The sequence below is a fragment of the Leifsonia sp. 22587 genome, from assembly GCF_052044215.1.
Classification (GTDB): Bacteria; Actinomycetota; Actinomycetes; order Actinomycetales; family Microbacteriaceae; genus Leifsonia; species Leifsonia shinshuensis_C.
This window is the reverse complement of the sequence record NZ_JBQENB010000001.1, coordinates 1,533,017-1,552,079: the sequence shown is the minus strand read 5'-3', so window position 1 is coordinate 1,552,079 and position 19,063 is coordinate 1,533,017. Positions and strand designations below refer to the sequence as shown.

Annotated in this window: 18 protein-coding genes and 1 tRNA gene; 8 read left to right on the top strand and 11 right to left on the bottom strand. The window is 70.9% G+C overall.

The annotated features are described in order from the left end of the window. Window positions 1-54: 54 nt before the first annotated feature. Window positions 55-417 carry a hypothetical protein gene (locus ACTJI1_RS07550; RefSeq protein ID WP_310129236.1) on the bottom strand — a complete coding sequence of 121 codons (363 nt, stop codon included), beginning with the start codon at window positions 415-417 and terminating at the stop codon, window positions 55-57. Between the two features lie 65 nt (window positions 418-482). Beyond that, window positions 483-962 carry an NUDIX domain-containing protein gene (locus ACTJI1_RS07545; protein WP_440742109.1) on the bottom strand — a complete coding sequence of 160 codons (480 nt, stop codon included), beginning with the start codon at window positions 960-962 and terminating at the stop codon, window positions 483-485. A 76-nt stretch (window positions 963-1,038) separates the two neighbouring features. Here ACTJI1_RS07545 and ACTJI1_RS07540 point away from each other — a divergent pair, with 76 nt between their 5' ends. Continuing rightward, window positions 1,039-1,497, top strand: a complete 459-nt coding sequence (locus ACTJI1_RS07540) for an NUDIX domain-containing protein (RefSeq protein WP_310129242.1) — start codon at window positions 1,039-1,041, stop codon at window positions 1,495-1,497. 14 nt (window positions 1,498-1,511) lie between these two features. Here ACTJI1_RS07540 and ACTJI1_RS07535 read toward each other — a convergent pair whose 3' ends face one another. Then, on the bottom strand, window positions 1,512-1,847 hold the full coding sequence (locus ACTJI1_RS07535; RefSeq protein ID WP_310129244.1) for a hypothetical protein: 336 nt from the start codon (window positions 1,845-1,847) through the stop codon (window positions 1,512-1,514). A gap of 113 nt (window positions 1,848-1,960) precedes the next feature. On the opposite strand from ACTJI1_RS07535, the gene ACTJI1_RS07530 reads away from it, so the two are divergent. Beyond that, window positions 1,961-3,700 (top strand): bifunctional 3'-5' exonuclease/DNA polymerase, encoded by a 1,740-nt coding sequence (locus ACTJI1_RS07530; RefSeq protein ID WP_440742108.1) that lies wholly within the window; start codon window positions 1,961-1,963, stop codon window positions 3,698-3,700. A 67-nt stretch (window positions 3,701-3,767) separates the two neighbouring features. Then, complete coding sequence (locus ACTJI1_RS07525; RefSeq protein WP_440742107.1) at window positions 3,768-4,628, top strand: DUF1684 domain-containing protein; 861 nt, start codon at window positions 3,768-3,770, stop codon at window positions 4,626-4,628. A gap of 230 nt (window positions 4,629-4,858) precedes the next feature. On the opposite strand, the gene ACTJI1_RS07520 is transcribed toward ACTJI1_RS07525, so the two are convergent. Next, on the bottom strand, window positions 4,859-5,440 hold the full coding sequence (locus tag ACTJI1_RS07520) for a PadR family transcriptional regulator (RefSeq protein ID WP_440742106.1): 582 nt from the start codon (window positions 5,438-5,440) through the stop codon (window positions 4,859-4,861). A gap of 187 nt (window positions 5,441-5,627) precedes the next feature. Here ACTJI1_RS07520 and ACTJI1_RS07515 point away from each other — a divergent pair, with 187 nt between their 5' ends. Next, window positions 5,628-6,131 (top strand): DUF3145 domain-containing protein, encoded by a 504-nt coding sequence (locus ACTJI1_RS07515; protein WP_310129254.1) that lies wholly within the window; start codon window positions 5,628-5,630, stop codon window positions 6,129-6,131. A gap of 115 nt (window positions 6,132-6,246) precedes the next feature. Here the strand turns inward: ACTJI1_RS07515 and ACTJI1_RS07510 are convergent, their stop codons facing one another. The 6 genes from ACTJI1_RS07510 to aceE form a co-directional block, all read right to left on the bottom strand. Next, complete coding sequence (locus ACTJI1_RS07510) at window positions 6,247-7,482, bottom strand: beta-ketoacyl-[acyl-carrier-protein] synthase family protein (RefSeq protein ID WP_310129256.1); 1,236 nt, start codon at window positions 7,480-7,482, stop codon at window positions 6,247-6,249. Between the two features lie 104 nt (window positions 7,483-7,586). Further along, a complete protein-coding gene (locus ACTJI1_RS07505; RefSeq protein ID WP_018190963.1) occupies window positions 7,587-7,838 on the bottom strand; it encodes an acyl carrier protein in 252 nt (83 codons plus the stop codon). Window positions 7,839-7,883: 45 nt separating this feature from the next. Next, on the bottom strand, window positions 7,884-8,888 hold the full coding sequence (locus ACTJI1_RS07500) for a beta-ketoacyl-ACP synthase III (protein WP_310129258.1): 1,005 nt from the start codon (window positions 8,886-8,888) through the stop codon (window positions 7,884-7,886). Between the two features lie 20 nt (window positions 8,889-8,908). After that, a complete protein-coding gene (locus ACTJI1_RS07495) occupies window positions 8,909-9,829 on the bottom strand; it encodes an ACP S-malonyltransferase (protein ID WP_440742105.1) in 921 nt (306 codons plus the stop codon). Window positions 9,830-9,926: 97 nt separating this feature from the next. Continuing rightward, window positions 9,927-11,126 carry a PucR family transcriptional regulator gene (locus tag ACTJI1_RS07490; RefSeq protein WP_310134907.1) on the bottom strand — a complete coding sequence of 400 codons (1,200 nt, stop codon included), beginning with the start codon at window positions 11,124-11,126 and terminating at the stop codon, window positions 9,927-9,929. Between the two features lie 22 nt (window positions 11,127-11,148). Continuing rightward, window positions 11,149-13,875, bottom strand: coding sequence for a pyruvate dehydrogenase (acetyl-transferring), homodimeric type (gene aceE / locus ACTJI1_RS07485; RefSeq protein WP_440742104.1), 2,727 nt, complete (start codon window positions 13,873-13,875; stop codon window positions 11,149-11,151). Between the two features lie 200 nt (window positions 13,876-14,075). Here aceE and ACTJI1_RS07480 point away from each other — a divergent pair, with 200 nt between their 5' ends. Together ACTJI1_RS07480 and ACTJI1_RS07475 are read left to right on the top strand one after the other, a co-directional pair. Beyond that, window positions 14,076-14,546 (top strand): peroxiredoxin, encoded by a 471-nt coding sequence (locus tag ACTJI1_RS07480; RefSeq protein WP_440742103.1) that lies wholly within the window; start codon window positions 14,076-14,078, stop codon window positions 14,544-14,546. 124 nt (window positions 14,547-14,670) lie between these two features. Then, window positions 14,671-14,743: transfer RNA gene (locus tag ACTJI1_RS07475), tRNA-Val, on the top strand. On the opposite strand, the gene ACTJI1_RS07470 is transcribed toward ACTJI1_RS07475, so the two are convergent. Continuing rightward, complete coding sequence (locus ACTJI1_RS07470) at window positions 14,703-15,350, bottom strand: TetR/AcrR family transcriptional regulator (protein WP_440742191.1); 648 nt, start codon at window positions 15,348-15,350, stop codon at window positions 14,703-14,705. The genes ACTJI1_RS07475 and ACTJI1_RS07470 overlap by 41 nt on opposite strands. Window positions 15,351-15,449: 99 nt before the next feature. Between ACTJI1_RS07470 and ACTJI1_RS07465 the strand changes: the two genes are divergently transcribed. Together ACTJI1_RS07465 and ACTJI1_RS07460 are read left to right on the top strand one after the other, a co-directional pair. Next, window positions 15,450-16,760: an MFS transporter gene (locus ACTJI1_RS07465; RefSeq protein ID WP_440742102.1), complete on the top strand. Its 1,311-nt coding sequence runs from the start codon at window positions 15,450-15,452 to the stop codon at window positions 16,758-16,760. Between the two features lie 23 nt (window positions 16,761-16,783). Next, complete coding sequence (locus ACTJI1_RS07460; protein WP_440742101.1) at window positions 16,784-19,057, top strand: glycoside hydrolase family 3 C-terminal domain-containing protein; 2,274 nt, start codon at window positions 16,784-16,786, stop codon at window positions 19,055-19,057. The last annotated feature ends 6 nt before the right edge of the window (window positions 19,058-19,063 follow it).

Here is a 19,063-nt window from a genome sequence, read left to right as displayed (position 1 = left end):
GCACGTCCGCACGCTACGGGCGGCGGGTTAAGCGCCGGTGAACGCCGGACGTGGTCAGCCCTCCCCGAGCGCGTGCAGCAGCTGCGCCTTGTTCATCCGCGAGTAGCCCTGGATGCCGCGCGCCTTCGCGCGGTCCCGCAGCTCGCGGAAGGTCGGGATGCCGGTGCTGGACGCAGGCCCGGCGACGTGCTCGGCCACCGACGTCGCGGACGTGCGCGCCTCCACCGCCGTCTTCTTGGCGCGGCGGACCGCCTTCTTCGCGTCCTTCGCGGCCTGCGCGAGCCGGTCGGCCAGGTCCTCGGCCTCCCGCCGGGTCTTCTTGTCGAGCTTCTTCACGGCCTGTTCGGCCTCGCCGACGGCGACGCGCGCCGTCATCAGCGCCTTCTCGGCGGCCTTCTCGGCCTTGCTCTTCGCCACGGTGCCTCCTTCGCAGGTATGCCCCCTCGTGGGGCCAACCATACGGGCGCGGGAGGCTTCGCGGGCTAGTGGATTTCCGCGTCCTCCTCGAGGCGCGCGAGCAGCGCGTCCAGAATGGGCCGCTGGGCCTTCGTCAGTTTCGGGCGCGCCTCCTCCAGCGGGAACCAGCGGGCGTCGTCGACCTCCGGGAACGACCTCATGCGGCCGGACCGCGGCGGCCACTCCAGCTCGAACGTGTTGCTGCGCACCGCATCCGGCTGGAACTCGCTCTCGGCGGCGAAGACCACGATCGTCTTGCCGGACCCGGGGAACTCGCCGAGCGGCACGTAGTCGGCGTCGGGCGGCGGGGTGCCGATCTCCTCCATGAACTCCCGCCGAGCGGCAGCCAGCTCATCACCGAGGTCGCCCTCCTCGACGATGCCCTTCGGGAACGACCACGCGGCTTCGTCCTTGCGGGCCCAGTACGGACCGCCCATGTGGGCGATCCACACCTCCACCCCGGCGCGACGGCGGTACAGGAGCAGGGCGGCGCTGCGGACGGTCATGAGCACAGCCTCCCACCGCGCGTCCCCGTGTGACACCTCGTGCGTCCGCCCCAGCGGGCGCGACTAACGTGGAGACGTGGACTCGGGTGACGCGTGGGTGGAAGGGCCGGACGGCCAGCGGTTCTGGGGCCGGTTCGGCGCGGCCGGGCTGCTCGTGCACGACCTGCGGCGCGGGGTGCTGCTGCAGCACCGGGCGGACTGGAGCCACTTCGGCGGCACCTGGGGGCTTCCGGGAGGCGCGCGGCACGCGGGGGAGAGCGCGGTCGACGGTGCGCTCCGCGAGGCGGCCGAGGAGGCGGCGGTGCCGCCCGACGCGCTCCACGTGCTGTTCGAGAGCGTGCTCGATCTCGGCTTCTGGTCGTACACGACGGTCGTCGCGCAGGCGGTGCGCTCGTTCGAGCCGCACATGGCGGACGTCGAGAGCATCGAACTGCGCTGGGTGCCGGTCGACCAGGTGGTGTCGTTGCCGCTGCACCCGGGCTTCGCCGCATCCTGGCCGTCGCTGCGCGCGCGCCTGGCGGCCCTGTCGGACTAGCGCGGCGGCGCGCGTCAGGATGCGACGCGCGGCCAGAGCAGGGAGCTCGGCACGTCCTCGCAGTCGTCGGGGAGGCCCGTGTACGACGCGGCGCCCGGATACGGCGCGGCGCCGGGATACGCGGGGGCGCCCGGATACCCGGGCGAGCCGCGGTAGTGGTAGGCGTTGCGGGCGAACAGCCGGTCGCCGCGGATCGTGCCGAGGTAGTCGCCCTCGGGGGTGACGGCGTCGTCGTCCCCCCAGGGGAACCAGCCGATCCAGTCGCCATCGGGGTTGAACAGGTCGCGGGACCTCGGGTCGGTCCGGAACGCTATCCAGACCCCCTGGCTGTCATGCAGGTAGACGGTCATCGTCGATCATGCCTTTCGGGTCGGCATCGTCGTTCCGTGAATTATCCTCACACCCTGCGCCGGGCGCAAGAGACGCGCCGACGGGTGTCGGCGGCGGGCCCGAGAATGGGAGGGTGCACATCCTCCTCGAGCGCTCCGGGCGCGACGCCGCGCGGCTCACGTGGGTCGAGTCCGCGCGACGGGATGCGGATGCGGCTCCCGAGCGCAGCCGCATCGTGCCGCTCGCCGAGCTGCCCGGTCTGGTCGCCGCGGAGGAAGCGGCGAGCGAGCGGCCGCGCTGGGTGTGGGACGACACGCGCGGCTGGTATCCCGCCCTGCTGGCGGCGGGCGTCCGGGTCGAGCGGTGCGTCGACCTGCGGCTGTGCCACGCCATCCTGCGCACCTCGACGCTGACGGCGGCGACGGCCCTCGCCACGGCCGACCCGGGACCGTGGGATGCGATGGAGGAGCCGGTGGTGGAGGCGGCGCCGCGGCACACCGCACTGTTCGACCTGGACGACGCGCCGGGCGAACCCGCAGGATCCACGACGGGCTCGGCGGCGACCGTCGGCGCCACCGCCGGCCGTGACGCCCGCGCCGAGTTCGCCCTGCAGGAGGACGCCGTGGCGCAGAGCGCCGATCCGCGGCGCCTGCGCCTGCTGCTCGCCGCCGAATCCGCCGGCGCGCTCATCGGCGTGGAGCTGCAACACGCCGGCCTTCCGTACAGCGCCCAGCGCCACGACGAGCTGCTCACCGGCCTGCTCGGTCCGCGTCCTGCCTACGGCCGGCCGGCGGTGCTCGAAGAACTCACCCGCGACATCCGCGACGGGCTCGACAGCCCCGAGCTCAACCCGGACAGCCCGCCCGACCTGCTCAAGGCGCTGCAGCGCGCCGGGGTGATGGCCACCTCCACACGGTCGTGGGAGCTGCGCCGCATCGAGCATCCCGTGATCGAGCCGCTGCTGCGGTACAAGAAGCTGTCGCGGCTCCTCACGGCGAATGGATGGACGTGGCTCGACGCGTGGGTGCACGACGGCCGGTTCCGGCCCGACTACGTGCCCGGCGGCGTCGTCACCGGCCGCTGGGCCACGCGCGGCGGCGGCGCCCTGCAGCTGCCGAAGCAGGTGCGCGGGGCGGTCGTCGCGGATCCCGGCTGGAAGCTGGTGGTGGCGGATGCGGCACAGCTCGAGCCGCGCGTCCTCACCGGGCTCGCCGCCGACCAGGCGATGGCCGCCGCCGGCCGCGGCAAGGATCTGTACGAGGGGATCGTCGCGTCCGGAGCGGTGGACGAGCGCGCGCACGCGAAGGTCGCCATGCTCGGCGCGATGTACGGCGCGACGACGGGGGAGAGCGGGCGGCTGATGCCCCGCCTGCAGCGTGCGTTCCCGCGGGCCGTCGCCCTGGTGGAGGAGGCCGCGCGCGCGGGGGAGCGCGGCGAGAAGGTGACGTCGCGGCTCGGCCGCAGCTCGCCGCTGCCCGGCACCGGCTGGGCGGCCGCACAGGCGGCGGCGTTCGCGGCGGACTCGACGGCGGCTGACGAGCGGCGCGCCCGCAGCCGGGCGCGCGACTGGGGCCGGTTCACCCGCAACTTCGTCGTGCAGGCGAGCGCGGCCGAGTGGGCGCTGTGCTGGATGGCCGAGCTGCGCAACCGCCTCACGGCGCTGGCGCCGGGGGCCGCCCTCACGGAGGCGCCGCACCTCGTGTACTTCCTGCACGACGAGGTGATCGTCCACACGCCGGCCGACCGGGCGGAAGAGGTCGCGGCGGCCGTCCGGGCAGCCGCGGAGCAGGCGGGACGGCTGCTCTTCGGCGCCTTCCCGGTCGAGTTCCCGGTGACCGCCGCGATCGTCGACAGCTACGCCGAGGCGAAATGAGTCCGCGGGCGGAATGCCCGAGTGTCGGACTTGGTTCTCACTGGGGACCTGACCGAGGATGGACACCATGACCGACACCGCCACCGCCCGCGACGAGACCGCGAAGCCCACTCCCGACGACGTGCTGGCGCGCTACCGAGCCCGCCGCGAGCAGGCGGTCACCGCCCCGCAGGGCAACCTGGCGCTCGTCAACACGCAGTGGATCACCGGCGACCCCGACACCGAGCAGCCGATCTGGGGCGTCCCGGGCCTGTGGTCGCCGCTCCCGAAGGGGCAGTCGGGCCTCAAGGTCACCGCCTCCGCCACCGACAACATCTTCGTGGACGAGGTGCTGGTGGACGGGTCCGCGATCGTACGCGGCAAGGACGACCCCAACCCGTCGGCGATCCGGTTCAGCGACACGCAGACCGGCTTCGTCATCGCCAGCGAGGACGGCGACTACGCCCTCCGCGTCTGGGATGCGGACTCCGAGGCCATCCAGGAGTTCGGCTCGATCGACGCGTTCCCGTTCAACCCCGAGTGGATCATCAAGGCGGCATTCACCCCCATCGAAGGCGGCAAGACCGTCGGCTTCGAGCACCTGAAGGACGACGGCGCGACCCGCGACATGGTCGTCCCCGGCGAGATCACCTTCACCAAGGACGGCGTCGACTACAACCTCGCCGCCTTCAAGGCCGGCCGTGCGCTGCAGCTCGTGTTCGCGGACACCACGAACGGCGACAGCACCTACTCGGTCGGCCGCTTCCTGTTCGTCGTCCCGAACGACGACGGGACGGTCACCCTCGACTTCAACCTCGCCGTGCTGCCGCCGTGCGCGTTCAGCTACAACTTCAACTGCCCGCTGCCGCCGGCGCAGAACCGTTTCGCGGTGCCGATCGAGGCCGGCGAGAAGAACGTCCTCAACAAGCAGGGCGAGCTGCTGCACTGAACCCGGGTCGGCCGGCGCCGGTCGTGCTCGGCGCGCCCGGCTGACCTTCCGTCGGAGAAAGGGCCCGAAATCTCCGACGCAACGCTCTGCGGCAGGAGTCTGTGGCCGAATCGCCGCAAGACTCCGATTTAGCGCGCCGGATCTCCGACGCAACGTTCCGGATCTCCGACGTAGCGTGCCGGATGTCCGACGCACGGCAACGCAGCGCCCTGTAGCAGTAACGCCCCGCGTCAGCCGCCCGTGGCGGCCGGCGCCTCGGCGGCGGGGCGGCGCCCGCGGCGCGGCCGCTCGGGCGAGCGGGCCTGCACCAGCGCGCCCGGATGGGCCGCCAGGGTCGCCGCGACCTCGTCCAGCCACTCGATGGCCGCTTTCGCGCCCAGTTCGGCCGCGCGGTTCGCGGCGAGGAGGGCACGCGAGTCCGCCTCGTGCGTCAGGTAGCGGATGCGCTCGGCGTAGGCGGCGCGGTAGCCGTCGACGATGGCGAGCGCATCCACCCCGTCGAGGGATGCGGCGATCAGCACCTGGTCCTGCATCTCATCCCAGTCGGGGCGGCCGTCTGCCGGTCCGCCGGAAAGCCAGGCGTCCGCCGCCTCGCGCCCCGCCGGCGTCAGCTCGTAGAGGGGGAGGCCGTCGTCGGTCGCCCCGGCGGAGGCCACCAGGCCCTGGTCCGTCATGCGGTCGAGGGTCGAGTACACCTGGCCGGGGTTGAGCTGGCGGCGGTGGGCGGCGCGGCAGAGGAACTCGCTCTGCAGCTGCGACCCGTAGGCGGGGCCCTGCGTCAGCAGGGCCAGAAAACCGTTCTGCACGGACATACTCGGTATGCTATTCCGCTCCGGCGTTCGCCAGGCGACCGAATCGCCGAATCACAATCTTGTAACTACCCGCGGTTCTCAGGCATAATCGTGGCAACGCGCGTGAGCGCGTCCAACTTCACACCGCCGAAGCATCCCATCCGTTCCTGGTCGTAGGGGAAGACGCACCAACGAACGGAGGAGAATCATGTCGGCACACGCAGCTCGAGGGGTGCTCTACGTGCACTCCTCTCCCAGCGCGCTCTGCCCCCACATCGAGTGGGCGGCCGGTCGCGCCCTGGGTCGCGCTGTCAACTTCACCTGGGAGGCACAGCCTGTGCTGAAGGGCTCCCAGCGCACGGAGTTCTTCTGGGACGGCCCGCAGGGGACCGGCGCCCGGCTGGCGTCCGCCCTGCGCGGGTGGGAGCACCTGCGCTACGAGGTGACGGAGGATGCCGGCCACGGCACCGACGGCGGCCGCTGGATGCACACCCCCGACCTCGGCATCTTCTTCGCCCAGGTGGACACCGCTGGCAACATGGTCGTGCCGGAGGACCGCATCCGCTACGCCATGGAGATCGCCGGCGCCAACGCGCTCGAGCTGCACCGCGAACTGCGCCTGGCCCTCGGGCAGGCCTGGGACGACGAGCTGGAGCCGTTCCGCCACGCCCACGACGACACCTCGGTGATCTGGCTGCACAACGTGGGCTGACCCGCTCCACCCCAGACGTCCCGCGGCGGGCCGGGCTCCGGCCGCCCGCAGGCGGTGACACGCAGAAGGCCCCGGTCGCAACGACCGGGGCCTTCTGCTGTCGACGGGAGTCCGCTCAGTAGGTGCGGAACGCGGCGACCGCGTTGTGGCCGCCGAATCCGAACGAGTTGCTGATCGCCAGCTGGGGCCCGTCGCCGAGCGGCTGGGGCTCGCTCTTCACCTGCAGCGGGATGGCCGGGTCCATCTCGGTGATGTTGATCGTCGGCGGCGCCTGACGGTCGCGCATGGCGAGGATGGTGAACACGGCCTCCAGGGCGCCGGTGCCGCCGAGCAGGTGGCCGGTGGACGCCTTGGTGGCCGACACCGGGATGGTGTGCACCCGCTCGCCGAACACCTCGCGCAGGGCGACGTACTCGGACGGGTCGCCGACCGGCGTGCTCGTGGCGTGCGCGTTGATGTGGGTGACCTCGTCCGGGGTGGCGCCCGCGCGCTCCAGGGCGATGTGCACCGCGCGGCTGGCGCCGCGGCCCTCGGGGTCGTTCGCGGTGATGTGGTACGAGTCGGCGGTGACGCCGCCGCCGGCGAGCTCCGCGTAGATGCGGGCGCCGCGGGCGAGCGCGTGCTCCTCGGTCTCCAGCACCAGGCTGGCGGCTCCCTCGCCCATCACGAAGCCATCGCGGTCGACGCTGTAGGGGCGGGAGGCGTGGGCCGGGTCGTCGTTGCGGCGCGAGAGGGCCTGCATCGACGAGAAGGAGGCGACCGTGATCGGGTGGATCGCGGACTCGGTGCCGCCGGCGATCACCACGTCGGCGAGACCCGCCTGCAGGTGCTCGTAGGCGTTCACCAGGGACTCGGTGCTCGACGCGCACGCGGAGGCGACGGTGCGGGCGAACGCCCGGGCCTCGAAGTGCATGGACACCGCGGCGGAGGCGGCGTTCGGCATGAGCATCGGCACGGTCATGGGCAGCACGCGGCGAGGGCCGCGCTCGCGCAGCGTGTCCCAGGCGTCGAGCAGCGTCCACACGCCGCCGATGCCGGTGGCGTAGTCGACGCCGAGACGCTCGGGGGCGACGTCCGGACGGCCGGCGTCCTCCCAGGCCTCCATCGCGGAGATGAGGGCGAACTGGCTGGACGGGTCGAGGCGCTTGGCGACCGGCCGCTCGAGCACCTCCTCCGGGCGCACCTTGGCCTCGGCGGCGAATGTGACGGGGAGCTCGTACTGGGCGACCCAGTCGTGCTCCAGGGTGCGCGCGCCGGACTCGCCGGCGAGCAGTGCGGCCCAGCTCTCGGGCGCGGTGCCACCGAGGGGCGAGGATGCGCCCACGCCGGTGATCACGATCTTCTTGGTCATAACGGCAACTCTCCGTGAATCAGGACGACGACGCGCTCAGGGGAGCGCGACGCACGCGCGGGCGGCCACTCAGCGTGCCGCCCGCGCGGAAGCATGCGCGAAGCTCAGGCGTTCTGCGCCTTGACGATGAACTCGACCGCGTCACCCACGGTCTTGAGGTTCTTGACCTCCTCGTCCGGGATCTTGACGTCGAACTTGTCCTCGGCGTTGACCACGATGGTCATCATCGAGATCGAGTCGATGTCGAGGTCGTCGGTGAACGACTTGTCCAGCTCAACCGTGTCGGTCGCGATGCCGGTCTCGTCGTTGATGAGCTCGGCCAGGCCGGCGAGAACTTCTTCGGTGGACAATGCCATGGTTTATCTCTCCTTGAGGGGGTGTCGTTGTGACCGGGAAACAGTCTAGGGCAGCACGACGACCTGCGCGCCGAAGACCAGACCGGCCCCGAAGCCGATCTGCAGCGCCAGTCCGCCGCTCAGCTCCGGGTGTTCCTGGAGCAGCCGGTGGGTCGCGAGGGGGATGGATGCGGCGGACGTGTTGCCCGTCGTCTCGATGTCGCGGGCGATGGCGACCGTGTCCGGCAGCTTGAGCTGCTTGGCGAACTCGTCGACGATCCGCATGTTGGCCTGGTGCGGGATGAAGGCGGCCAGCTGGTCGGGGGAGACCCCCGCCTCGTCGAGCGCCTGCTTGGCGACCTTGGCCATCTCCCAGACGGCCCAGCGGAACACCGTCTGGCCCTCCTGGCGCAGCGTCGGCCACGGCTTCTCGCCGTCGCGGTACTCGAGCAGGGTGTTGCCCATCCCGACCGCGTCGGCCTTCGAGCCGTCGGAGCCCCACACCGTCTTGGCGATGCCCGGGTAGTCGCTCGGGCCGATGACGACCGCGCCGGCGCCGTCCCCGAGCAGGAACGAGATGGTGCGATCGGTCGGGTCGACGACGTCGGACAGCTTCTCGGCGCCGACGACGAGCGCGTAGTGCGCGGCGCCGGTGCGGATGAGCGCATCCGCCTGGGCGACGGCGTAGGCGTACCCGGCGCACGCGGCGTTCATGTCGTAGGCCGCGGCGGGGTTTGCGCCCACCCGGTCGGCGAGCACGGCCGCGATGGACGGGGTCTGCTGCACGTTCGAGACGGTCGCGACGATCACGGCGTCGATCAGCTTCGGGTCGACGCCCGACTTCTCGATCGCCTCCTTCGACGCCTCGGTGGCGAGGTCGACGGCGAGCACGTCGCGGCCCGCCCGTGTGCGGGTGATGATGCCGGTGCGCTGGCGGATCCACTCGTCGGACGAGTTGATCGGGCCGACCAGGTCGTCGTTCGGGACGACGTTCTCGCCACGGGCGGCGCCGATCGAGAGGATGCGGGTGTACTGCGGGCCGTGGGACTGCTGCAGGGTGGGGTGGGTCATCGGGGGAGCTCCTTGCGGCCTTACGCGGCCTGGTCGATGAGGTCGAATGCGGCGGCCAGGTCGTCGGGCGTCTTGATGGCGACGGTCGGCACGCCCTTGAGGCCGCGCTTGGCGAGGCCGACGAGCGCTCCGGCGGGGGCGACCTCGATCAGGCCGGTGACGCCGGCCTCCTCGAAGGCCTTCATGTCGAGGTCCCAGCGCACCGGCGAGGACACCTGGCCGACCAGCAGCCGCAGGAACTCGGCGCCGTCGGTCACCTCCGAGCCGTCCTTGTTGGTCCAGAGCCGCAGGGTCGGGTCGCCGGTGGTCAGCGTGGCGGCGAACTGCTCCAGCGCGGGCACGGCGGGCGCCATGTAGCGGGTGTGGAAGGCGCCGGCGACCTGAAGGGGGATGACGCGGGCGCGAGCCGGCGGGTTCTCGGCCAGCTGGGCCAGCGCATCCAGGGCGCCGGCGACCACGATCTGGCCGCCGCCGTTGTAGTTGGCCGGGGAGAGGCCCAGCTCGTCCAGCCGCGCCAGCAGCTCGGTCTCGTCGGCGCCGATCACGGCGCTCATGCCGGTCTCGACCTCGGCGGCCGCCCGGGCCATGGCCGTGCCGCGCTCGCGCACGAAGGCGACGGCGTCGGTCTCGCTGAGGACGCCCGCACCGGCCGCGGCGGTGAGCTCGCCGACCGAGTGGCCCGCGATGCCGCCGATGCGGTCACGACGGCCGTCCGCGAACAGGGCGGACAGCGTCAGCAAGCCGGCCGAGACGATGAGCGGCTGTGCGACCGCGGTGTCGCGGATGGTGCCGGCGTCGCTCACGGTGCCGTGCGCGACGAGGTCGATGCCGACCGCGTCGGAGATGCCGGTGAGCTGATCGCGGAACGAGGACTCGGCGAGCCAGGGGGTGAGGAACCCGGGGGTCTGGGATCCCTGCCCGGGGCACACGATGACGATCACGGTTTCCAGTCTGCCAATCTTCCGCGGGGCGGATGTGTCGGATGGATACGAAGTCTGCGGAGAATGCTTGTGGTTGTCTACAAGCGGGAGGCGGTGCTCACCCGCCGCGGCGGGGCGAGTCGGGCTCGTTGATCGAGCCGACGATGAGCGCGGCCTGCAGGATGAGCGCCTCGCGCGCGCCGGTCGCATCCCACCCGATCACTTCGGAGACGCGCTTCAGGCGGTACCGCACGGTGTTGGGGTGCACGAAGAGCTCGCGGGCGGTCGCCTCCAGCGACCGGCCGTTGTCGAGGTAGCACCACAGGGTGGTCAGCAGCTCGGTCGAGTACGCCTGCAGCGGCCGGTAGATGCGGCTGATCAGCGTGGCCCGGGCGAGGCCGTCTCCTGCGAGCGCGCGCTCCGGAAGCAGGTCGTCGGCGTGCACCGGACGCGGGCAGTTGCGCCACGCCTTGGCGACCGCGAAGCCGGCGAGAGCCGCCTTCGCGCTCTTGGACGCATCCACCAGGCTGGGCACCTCGTGACCGAGCACCAGGTGCCCGGCGCCGAAGCCCGGCTCCAGCTGCTGGGCGATCTCCAGGAACGAGACGACCGGCGCGGGCCCGATCGCATCCTCGGGCGTGCTGTTGCTCGGCCAGGCGCGGCCGATCACCAGCACCAGGCGGCTGCCCTGCACGCCGATCAGCACATCCGCCGACATATGGCGGGCCGTGCGGCGCAGCTGGTCGACGTCGAGCATCTTGGGCGCGGTGCCGACCAGGACGCTGACCTCGCCGTGACCGTGCCAGCCGAGCGCGGCGATGCGGCTGGGGAGCTCGTCGTCGTACTCGCCGGTCAGGATGCTGTCGACGACCAGCGCCTCCAGCCGTGCGTCCCACAGGCCGCGCGCCTCGGCGGCGCGGGCGTAGACGTCGGCCGCGGCGAACGCGATCTCGCGCGAGTACAGCAGGATCGCCTCCCGCAGGTCCTCGCCGCCTCCGCTCTTCACCCGCTCCTCGACCACCTCGACGGTGATCTTGATCAGCTGGAGCGTCTGCTGCAGGCTCACGCTCCGCAGCAGCTCACGCGGCGCCGCGCCGAACACGTCGGCGGCGATCCACGGCGTCGACCGCGGGTCGTCGTACCACGAGATGAACGACGAGATGCCCGCCTGGGCCACCAGGCCGACGGCGCTGCGCCGGCCCGGTGGCATGTCGCGGTACCAGGGAAGGGTGTCCTCGAGTCGCTTGAGCGTGGTCGTCGCCAGCTCACCCGAGATCTTGCGCAACCACGCGAGCGTCTCGGGCTTCGTCCTCTCCACCGGGCTGCCTGCCACGGCGGTGTTACGCCTCGCCGCCCGCCGAGCCGGTGGTGCCGGCGTTCACGTCGTGCAGCAGGTACTTCTCGATCGCCCACGCCGGAGCGTTCGGGTCGACCTTCCCCTGCGCGGCGAGCAGTTCGAGGGTCCGCACCACCATCGACGGTCCGTCGATCTTGAAGAACCGGCGGGCGGCGGGGCGGGTGTCCGAGAAGCCGAAGCCGTCGGCGCCCAGGGTGGCGTACTCGCCGGGGACGAACTGACGGATCATGTCCGGCACCGCGTGCGAGTAGTCGGTCACGGCGACGAACGGACCCTCGGAGCCCTGGAACTTGCGGGTGACGTACGGCACCTGCTTCTCCTGCTGCGGGTAGAGGAAGTTGTGCTCCTCTGCGGCCAGGCCGTCGCGGCGCAGCTCGCCCCACGAGGTGACGCTCCACACGTCGGCGGACACGCCCCAGTCCTGCGCGAGCAGGTGCTGTGCCTCGAGCGCCCACGGCACCGAGACGCCGGAGGCGAGCAGCTGGGCCTTCGGCCCGTCGCCCTCGCCGGCGCGGAGCTTGTAGACGCCGCGGACGATGCCGTCCACATCCACGCCCTCCGGCTCGGCTGGCTGCACGATCGGCTCGTTGTACACCGTGAGGTAGTACATGACGTTCGGGTCGGGGTGGTTGCCGCCGTACATCCGCTCGAGGCCGGCGCGCACGATGTGGCCGATCTCGTAGCCGTAGGCCGGGTCGTACTGCACGACGGCGGGGTTGGTCGCCGCGAGCAGCGGGGAGTGGCCGTCGGCGTGCTGCAGGCCCTCGCCCGTCAGCGTGGTGCGTCCGGCGGTGGCGCCGATGAGGAAGCCGCGCGCCATCTGGTCGCCGGCCGCCCAGAGGGCGTCGCCGGTGCGCTGGAAGCCGAACATCGAGTAGAAGACGTAGACCGGGATGAGCGGCTCGCCCTGCGTCGAGTACGACGTTCCGACGTTGGTGAACGCGGCCAGCGCGCCCGCCTCGTTGATGCCGACGTGGATGATCTGGCCCTGCGGGCTCTCCTTGTAGGCGAGGAGCAGCTCGCGGTCGACCGACGTGTAGTGCTGGCCGTTAGGGTTGTAGATCTTCGCGTTCGGGAAGAACGCGTCCATGCCGAAGGTGCGGGCCTCGTCCGGGATGATCGGAACGATGCGGTGGCCGAAGTCCTTCGAGCGGAGCAGGTCCTTCAGGAGGCGGACGAACGCCATCGTGGTGGCGACCTCCTGCGTTCCGGAGCCCTTCTTCGAGATCGCGTAGGCGGAGTCGTCCGGCAGGTTCAGCTGCGTGTACTTCGCGCGGCGCTCCGGCACGTAGCCGCCCAGGTCGCGGCGGCGCTCGTGCAGGTAGCGGATCGTCTCGTCCTCGGCGCCCGGGTTGAAGTACGGCGGGAGGTACGGGTTCTCCTCGAGCTGCGCATCCGACACCGGGATGCGCATGGCGTCGCGGAACGCCTTCAGGTTGTCGAGGGTCATCTTCTTCATCTGGTGGGTCGCGTTGCGGCCCTCGAAGGACGGACCGAGGCCGTAGCCCTTGATCGTCTTCGCGATGATGACGGTCGGCTGGCCCTTGTGCTCGACGGCCGCCTTGAACGCGGCGTAGACCTTGCGGTAGTCGTGGCCACCGCGCTTGAGGCCCCACACCTGGTCGTCGCTGTAGTCCTTGACGAGCTTGAGGGTGCGCGGGTCGCGGCCGAAGAAGTTCTCGCGCACGTAGGCGCCGTTCTCGGTCTTGTACGTCTGGTAGTCGCCGTCCGGCGTCTGGTTCATCAGGTTGACCAGCGCGCCGTCGGTGTCGCGGGCGAGCAGGTCGTCCCACTCGCGGCCCCAGATCACCTTGATGACGTTCCAGCCCGCGCCGCGGAAGTAGCTCTCCAGCTCCTGGATGATCTTGCCGTTGCCGCGCACCGGTCCGTCGAGGCGCTGGAGGTTCGCGTTGATGACGAAGGTCAGGTTGTCGAGCTTCTCGTTGGCAGCGACCTGGAGCTGGCCGCGCGACTCCACCTCGTCCATCTCGCCGTCGCCGAGGAACGCCCAGACGTGCTGGTCGGACGCATCCTTGATGCCGCGGTTGGTGAGGTACTTGTTGAGCTGGGCCTGGTAGATCGCGTTGATCGGGCCGAGACCCATCGACACGGTCGGGAACTGCCAGAAGTCCGGCATCAGGCGCGGGTGCGGGTAGCTGGAGAGGCCGCCGCCGGCGTGCGACTTCTCCTGGCGGAAGCCGTCGAGCTGGTCGGCGCTCAGGCGCCCTTCGAGGAAGGCGCGGGCGTAGACGCCGGGGGAGGCGTGGCCCTGGAAGAAGACCTGGTCGCCGCCGCCCGGGTGGTCCTGGCCGCGGAAGAAGTGGTTGAAGCCGACCTCGAACAGCGTCGCGCTGGAGGCGTAGCTGGAGAGGTGGCCGCCGACGGCGATGCCGGGGCGCTGCGCGCGGTGCACCATGACGGCCGCGTTCCAGCGGACCCAGGCGCGGTAGCGGCGCTCGATCTCCTCGTCGCCGGGGAACTCCGCCTCGTTCTCGGGGGAGATGGTGTTGATGTAGTCGGTAGTCGGCACCATCGGGACGCCGACGTGCAGGTCCTTCGAGCGCTTCAGCAGGCTGAGCATGATCTCGCGAGCACGCTCGTGGCCCTGGGCCGCAACCAGTTGGTCGAGGGATTCACGCCACTCGGCGGTCTCCTCCGGGTCCGAATCGATGTTGTTCACCGAGTACGGGTCCTGGTCGTTTACAGTCACCCTCGACCTCTTTCTTGTGTCGGATGGATCGTGGACGTGCCGGAGCGCTGTCGGTTCTCGACAACTGCGGGCACCATCGTTCAGCCTAGCCTCACTCGGGAGGTGCTGATGACCGTCGCTTGGCGCTCGGAGAACGCGGGTCTATGCTGTGTGCTCGTGCCTGCGCGGAGCCACGTCGCGCCGGCCTGAAAGGACGACCGATGGCCCTCGAGAACGACACCCAGGCACCCGACTTCGAACTGCTCAACCAGTACGGAGAGACGGTGCGGCTCAGCGACTTCCGCGGGCGCAAGGCGGTGGCGCTGGTGTTCTTCCCGCTGGCGTTCTCGGGCACCTGCACGGGCGAGCTGTGCGAGCTGCGCGACAACCTGGGCCTGTTCGAGGACCACCGCGTCGAGCTGCTGGCGATCTCCGTCGACTCCAAGTTCACGCTGCGCGCGTGGGCGGAGCAGGAGGGCTACGGCTTCTCGCTGTTGGCGGACTTCTGGCCGCACGGCGAGATCGCCAAGGAGTACGGCGTGTTCCTCCCCGAGAAGGGGATCGCCAACCGGGCGACCTTCCTCATCGACGAGCGCGGCATCATCCGCGCCTCCTTCATCACGGCGCCGGGGGAGGCCCGCTCGATCGAGGCCTACCGCGCCGCCCTCGACCGCCTCCCCGCGCACGTCTGACGCACCCCTCGTCGGCCCCGCTGGGCGACGATTTGTGCCAAATAGTGGTTACGGGCGTCGCATAACCGCGATTTGGCACAAATCTTCGGGGCGGTGGCGGGTTCGGTAGGGTGGAGGGCGTTCAGGGCCTTTAGCTCAGCTGGTAGAGCGCCACGTTTACACCGTGGATGTCGTCGGTTCGATCCCGGCAGGGCCCACATCTTGAGTGGACGACGCTCCAGGCGTGAGCAGCGCGAACAGCGCGTCGACGGCGGCGGCCATGTCCACGGTGGGGTCCTGGAGCCACTGCAGCTGCAGGCCGTCCGAGACCGCCTGCACCAGGCGCGCGAGGGTGTCGGCGTCGACGGAGTGCGGGAGCTCGCCCCGCTGCTGCTGCGCCTCGAACGTCCGCGCGAACATCGCACGCAAGGCCGCGCTGCGCTCCACGAAGTAGTCGTGCGCGGGATGCGCCGGATCGCCGGCCTCCACGGCCAGGCGCGAGAACAGCTGCACCAACCCGGGCACCTCGGCGTTGTGGCGCACGACGCCGACGTAGCCTTCGCGCAGCCGCTCGGGGGTGGGATCGGCGTCGACCTCGCCGAAGCGGCGCGAGTCCACCTCATCCCTCTTGCGCAGGATGGCCGTGAACAGCTCGTCCTTGCTGTCGAAGTAGTGCAGCAGGCCGGCCTGACTGAGGCCGACGGCGTCCGCGAGCTCCTTCACCGAGGCGCCGCGGTATCCCTCCCGGGCGATCACCTCGAGGGCGCTCTCCAGGATCTCGTCCCGCTTCGCCACGCCTTTCGCGTAGGAACCACGTCGTGCCATGCCTCCACCATAAACCGAACGGCGCTTGCATTCTGAAAACCGAGTGACGTAAGGTTTTGCTCACCATCCACGGCGGATGGTGAGAGGACCCCATCGACAATGACGTCAGACACCTCCGTACCGACGGGCGAGAACGCCCCGGGACCCGTCACCACCAACACCTTCGTCGGCACCGCCTCCGGCAACGACGACCCGCCCGCCCCCATCAAGGGCCTCCGCCGGCTGATGGTGTGGATCATCCCCGCCAACCTCGGCATCTACCTCATCTGGGGAGCGCTGCCCGGCATCCTGCTCCCGCAGCAGATCACGCAGCTGTTCGGGGAGCAGGACAAGGTCGCCAACCTGGCGATCGCCGCGACGATCGGCGCGTTCGCCGCGATGATCGCCCAGCCGATCGCCGGTCAGATCTCCGACCGGACGCGCTCCCGCTTCGGACGCCGCGCACCGTGGATCGTGATCGGGTCGCTCGCCGGAGGCCTGTCGCTGGTCGGGCTGGCCTTCGCGAACTCGCTGGTCGGCGTCGTCATCGCCTGGACCCTGGTGCAGATCAGCTACAACTTCGCCCAGGGCCCGCTCACCGCGATCATGCCCGACCGCGTGCCGCTGAAGCGCCGCGGCACCTTCGCCGCGCTCTCCGGCATCGGCCTCATGGTGGGCGCGCTCGGCGGCCAGATCGTAGGATCGCTGTTCTTCAACAGCCTCACGGTCGGCTACATCTTCTTCGCGGTGTTCTCGCTCGTCGTGCTCAGCCTGTTCGTCCTCGCGAACCCGGACTACTCGAGCGCGCGGCTGGAGCGCGAGCCGTTCACGCTGGTCGACTTCCTCAAGACGTTCTGGGTGAACCCGGTCGCGCATCCCGACTTCTTCTGGGCGTTCACCGGCCGCCTGCTGCTGTACACCGGCTACTTCGCGGTGACCGGGTTCCAGCTCTTCCTGCTCACCGACTACTTCCACGTCGCGCATCCCGAGCAGCTCATCCCGCTCCTCGGACTGCTCAGCCTGGTGGGCATCATCGTCTCCACCGTCGTCTCCGGCCCGCTCTCGGACCGGTTCGGCCGTCGCAAGCCGTTCGTGTTCGCCTCCGCCGCCGTCGTCAGCCTGGGCTTCCTGCTGCCGTGGGTGTGGCCGGACGTGACCGCCTGGATCATCATGACGATCATCTCCGGCTTCGGGTTCGGGATGTTCCAGGCCGTCGACACGGCGCTCATGAGCGAGGTGCTCCCGTCCGCGAAGTCGTTCGCGAAGGACCTCGGCGTCGTCAACATCGCCGCGACGCTGCCGCAGACACTGGCTCCCGGAGTGGCCGGCGCCATCGTCCTCGCCTTCGGCTACAGCGCGCTCTTCCCGATCGCGATCGTCCTCGGCATCCTGGGGGCGTTGGCCGTGTGGCCCATCAAGGCGACCCGCTGACCATCACCATCGAAAGGAAACCCATGACCGACACCCTGACCGGCCCCCGCGCCGATCTGACCGGCCTGACCGTCGAGCAGAAGGCGGCGCTCACCAGCGGCGAGAGCTTCTGGCGCACGAAGGCCGTCGGCGACATCCCGTCCGTCATGCTCACCGACGGTCCGCACGGCCTGCGCAAGCAGCGCGAGGGCGGCGACCACCTCGGGATCGGCGACAGCGTGCCCGCCACCTGCTTCCCGCCCGCGGTGGCGCTGGGCTCCTCCTGGGATGCCGAGCTGGCCGAGCGCATCGGCACGGCCCTCGGGGTCGAGTCGTCGATCGAGGACGTCGCTGTCATCCTCGGCCCCGGCATCAACATCAAGCGGTCGCCGCTGTGCGGCCGCAACTTCGAGTACCTGAGCGAGGACCCGATCGTCTCCGGCGTCCTCGGCGCCGGGATCGTGCGCGGCATCCAGTCGCAGGGCGTCGGCGCGTCGCTGAAGCACTTCGCCGCGAACAATCAGGAGGACGACCGGATGCGCTCCTCGTCCGACGTGGACCCGCGCCCGCTGCGCGAGATCTACCTGCGCGGCTTCCAGCGGGTGGTCGAGGATGCGCAGCCGCACACGGTCATGTGCTCGTACAACCGCATCAACGGCGTGTTCGCGTCCGAGAACTGCTGGCTGCTGACGGATGTGCTGCGCGGGGAGTGGGGCTTCGACGGCCTCGTCGTCTCGGACTGGGGCGCGGTGAGCGACCGCGTCGCGGCTCTGCGCGCCGGTCTGGACCTGGAGATGCCGGGCAACGGCGGCCAGTCCGACGCCGAGGTGGTGGCCGCCCTCGCGGAGGGCCGCCTCGACGAGGCGCTGCTGGATGCGTCCGCGCAGCGGAACGCGGACCTGGCCGTGCGCTGGGCGGCGACGCCGCGCGTCGAGGGTCCGCTCGACGTGGATGCGCACCACGAGCTGGCGCGTGAGGCGGCGGCCCGGTCGATCGTGCTGCTCAAGAACGACGGAGCCGAGCCCCTCCTGCCGCTCGCGGCGGACCGTTCGCTCGCGGTCATCGGCGCCTTCGCGGAGAAGCCGCGCTACCAGGGCGCCGGTTCGTCGATGATCCACCCGACCCGGTTGGACGACGCACTCACGGCGATCCGCGCGGTCGCGCCGGACGCCGTCTACGCGGCCGGCTTCTCGCTGGCGGCGGATGCGCCGGAGGACGAGACGGCCCGCCTGCGCGACGAGGCCGTCGAGGCCGCCGCTGCGGCGGACGTCGCCGTGGTCTTCGCCGGGCTGCCCGCACGCCTCGAGTCCGAGGGCTACGACCGGGAGGACATCGACCTCCCGGCCGACCAGCTCGCCCTCATCGATGCGGTCGTCGCCGCCAACCCGCGGACCGTCGTGGTGCTGTCGAACGGAGCCGTCGTCGCGCTGCCGTTCGCGGAGCGGGTGCCCGCGATCGTCGAGGCGTGGCTGCTCGGTCAGGCCGGCGGGTCGGCCACCGCCGACGTGCTGTTCGGCGCGGTGAACCCGTCCGGCAAGCTGACGGAGACCATCCCGCTGCGACTCGAGGACACCCCCGCGTTCCTCAACTTCCCCGGCGAGGAGGGCCACGTCCGCTACGGCGAGGGGCTGTTCGTCGGCTACCGCTGGTACGACGCCCGGCGGATGGCCGTCGCGTTCCCGTTCGGCCACGGGCTCTCGTACACGAGCTTCTCCTACGGCGATGCGACGGCGGCCGTCACCGGCAGCGGCGACGTGGAGGTGCGGGTCACCGTCACGAACACGGGCGACCGCGCCGGGCGCGAGATCGTCCAGGTCTACACGTCGCTCGCGGACTCGTCGGTGCAGCGTCCCGTGCGCGAGCTGAAGGGCTTCGCCTCGGTCGAGCTCGCGGCGGGGGAGTCGCGTGAGGTCGTCATCACCGTCCGTCGCTCGGACCTGGCGTACTGGGACATCCGCGCGGAGCGCTGGGTGGTCGAGGGCGGCGAGTACACCGTCGAGGTGGGTGCGAGCAGCCGCGACCTGCGTTCCCGCACCACGGTGTCCGTCGACGGCGATGAGCTGCGTCTGCCGCTCACGCGGGAGTCCTCGCTCGGCGAGGTGATGGCGCATCCCGTCGCCGGCCCGATGGTGCGGTCGGCGCTGGCCGGCATGGCGCAGATGATGGAGGGCGCCTCGGCGATCATGCCGGAGGGGGTGTCGATGGAGAAGATGATGAACTCCTTCCCGATCGGCCGCGTCGGGATGATGGCCGGAGGCCAGGTCACGACGGAGATGATCGACGGCCTGCTGGCGGCGGCGAACGCGCAGCAGGGCTGAGCCGGA

What these genes read in the sequence shown, in the direction of transcription:
- ACTJI1_RS07545 (WP_440742109.1), bottom strand. Translation starts at nt 962, where the DNA reads ATGACCGTCCGCAGCGCCGCCCTGCTCCTGTACCGCCGTCGCGCCGGG.
- ACTJI1_RS07535 (WP_310129244.1), bottom strand. Translation starts at nt 1,847, where the DNA reads ATGACCGTCTACCTGCATGACAGCCAGGGGGTCTGGATAGCGTTCCGG.
- ACTJI1_RS07525 (WP_440742107.1), top strand. Translation starts at nt 3,768, where the DNA reads ATGACCGACACCGCCACCGCCCGCGACGAGACCGCGAAGCCCACTCCC.
- ACTJI1_RS07520 (WP_440742106.1), bottom strand. Translation starts at nt 5,440, where the DNA reads ATGTCCGTGCAGAACGGTTTTCTGGCCCTGCTGACGCAGGGCCCCGCC.
- ACTJI1_RS07515 (WP_310129254.1), top strand. Translation starts at nt 5,628, where the DNA reads ATGTCGGCACACGCAGCTCGAGGGGTGCTCTACGTGCACTCCTCTCCC.
- ACTJI1_RS07510 (WP_310129256.1), bottom strand. Translation starts at nt 7,482, where the DNA reads ATGACCAAGAAGATCGTGATCACCGGCGTGGGCGCATCCTCGCCCCTC.
- ACTJI1_RS07505 (WP_018190963.1), bottom strand. Translation starts at nt 7,838, where the DNA reads ATGGCATTGTCCACCGAAGAAGTTCTCGCCGGCCTGGCCGAGCTCATC.
- ACTJI1_RS07500 (WP_310129258.1), bottom strand. Translation starts at nt 8,888, where the DNA reads ATGACCCACCCCACCCTGCAGCAGTCCCACGGCCCGCAGTACACCCGC.
- ACTJI1_RS07480 (WP_440742103.1), top strand. Translation starts at nt 14,076, where the DNA reads ATGGCCCTCGAGAACGACACCCAGGCACCCGACTTCGAACTGCTCAAC.
- ACTJI1_RS07470 (WP_440742191.1), bottom strand. Translation starts at nt 15,350, where the DNA reads ATGGCACGACGTGGTTCCTACGCGAAAGGCGTGGCGAAGCGGGACGAG.
- ACTJI1_RS07465 (WP_440742102.1), top strand. Translation starts at nt 15,450, where the DNA reads ATGACGTCAGACACCTCCGTACCGACGGGCGAGAACGCCCCGGGACCC.
- ACTJI1_RS07460 (WP_440742101.1), top strand. Translation starts at nt 16,784, where the DNA reads ATGACCGACACCCTGACCGGCCCCCGCGCCGATCTGACCGGCCTGACC.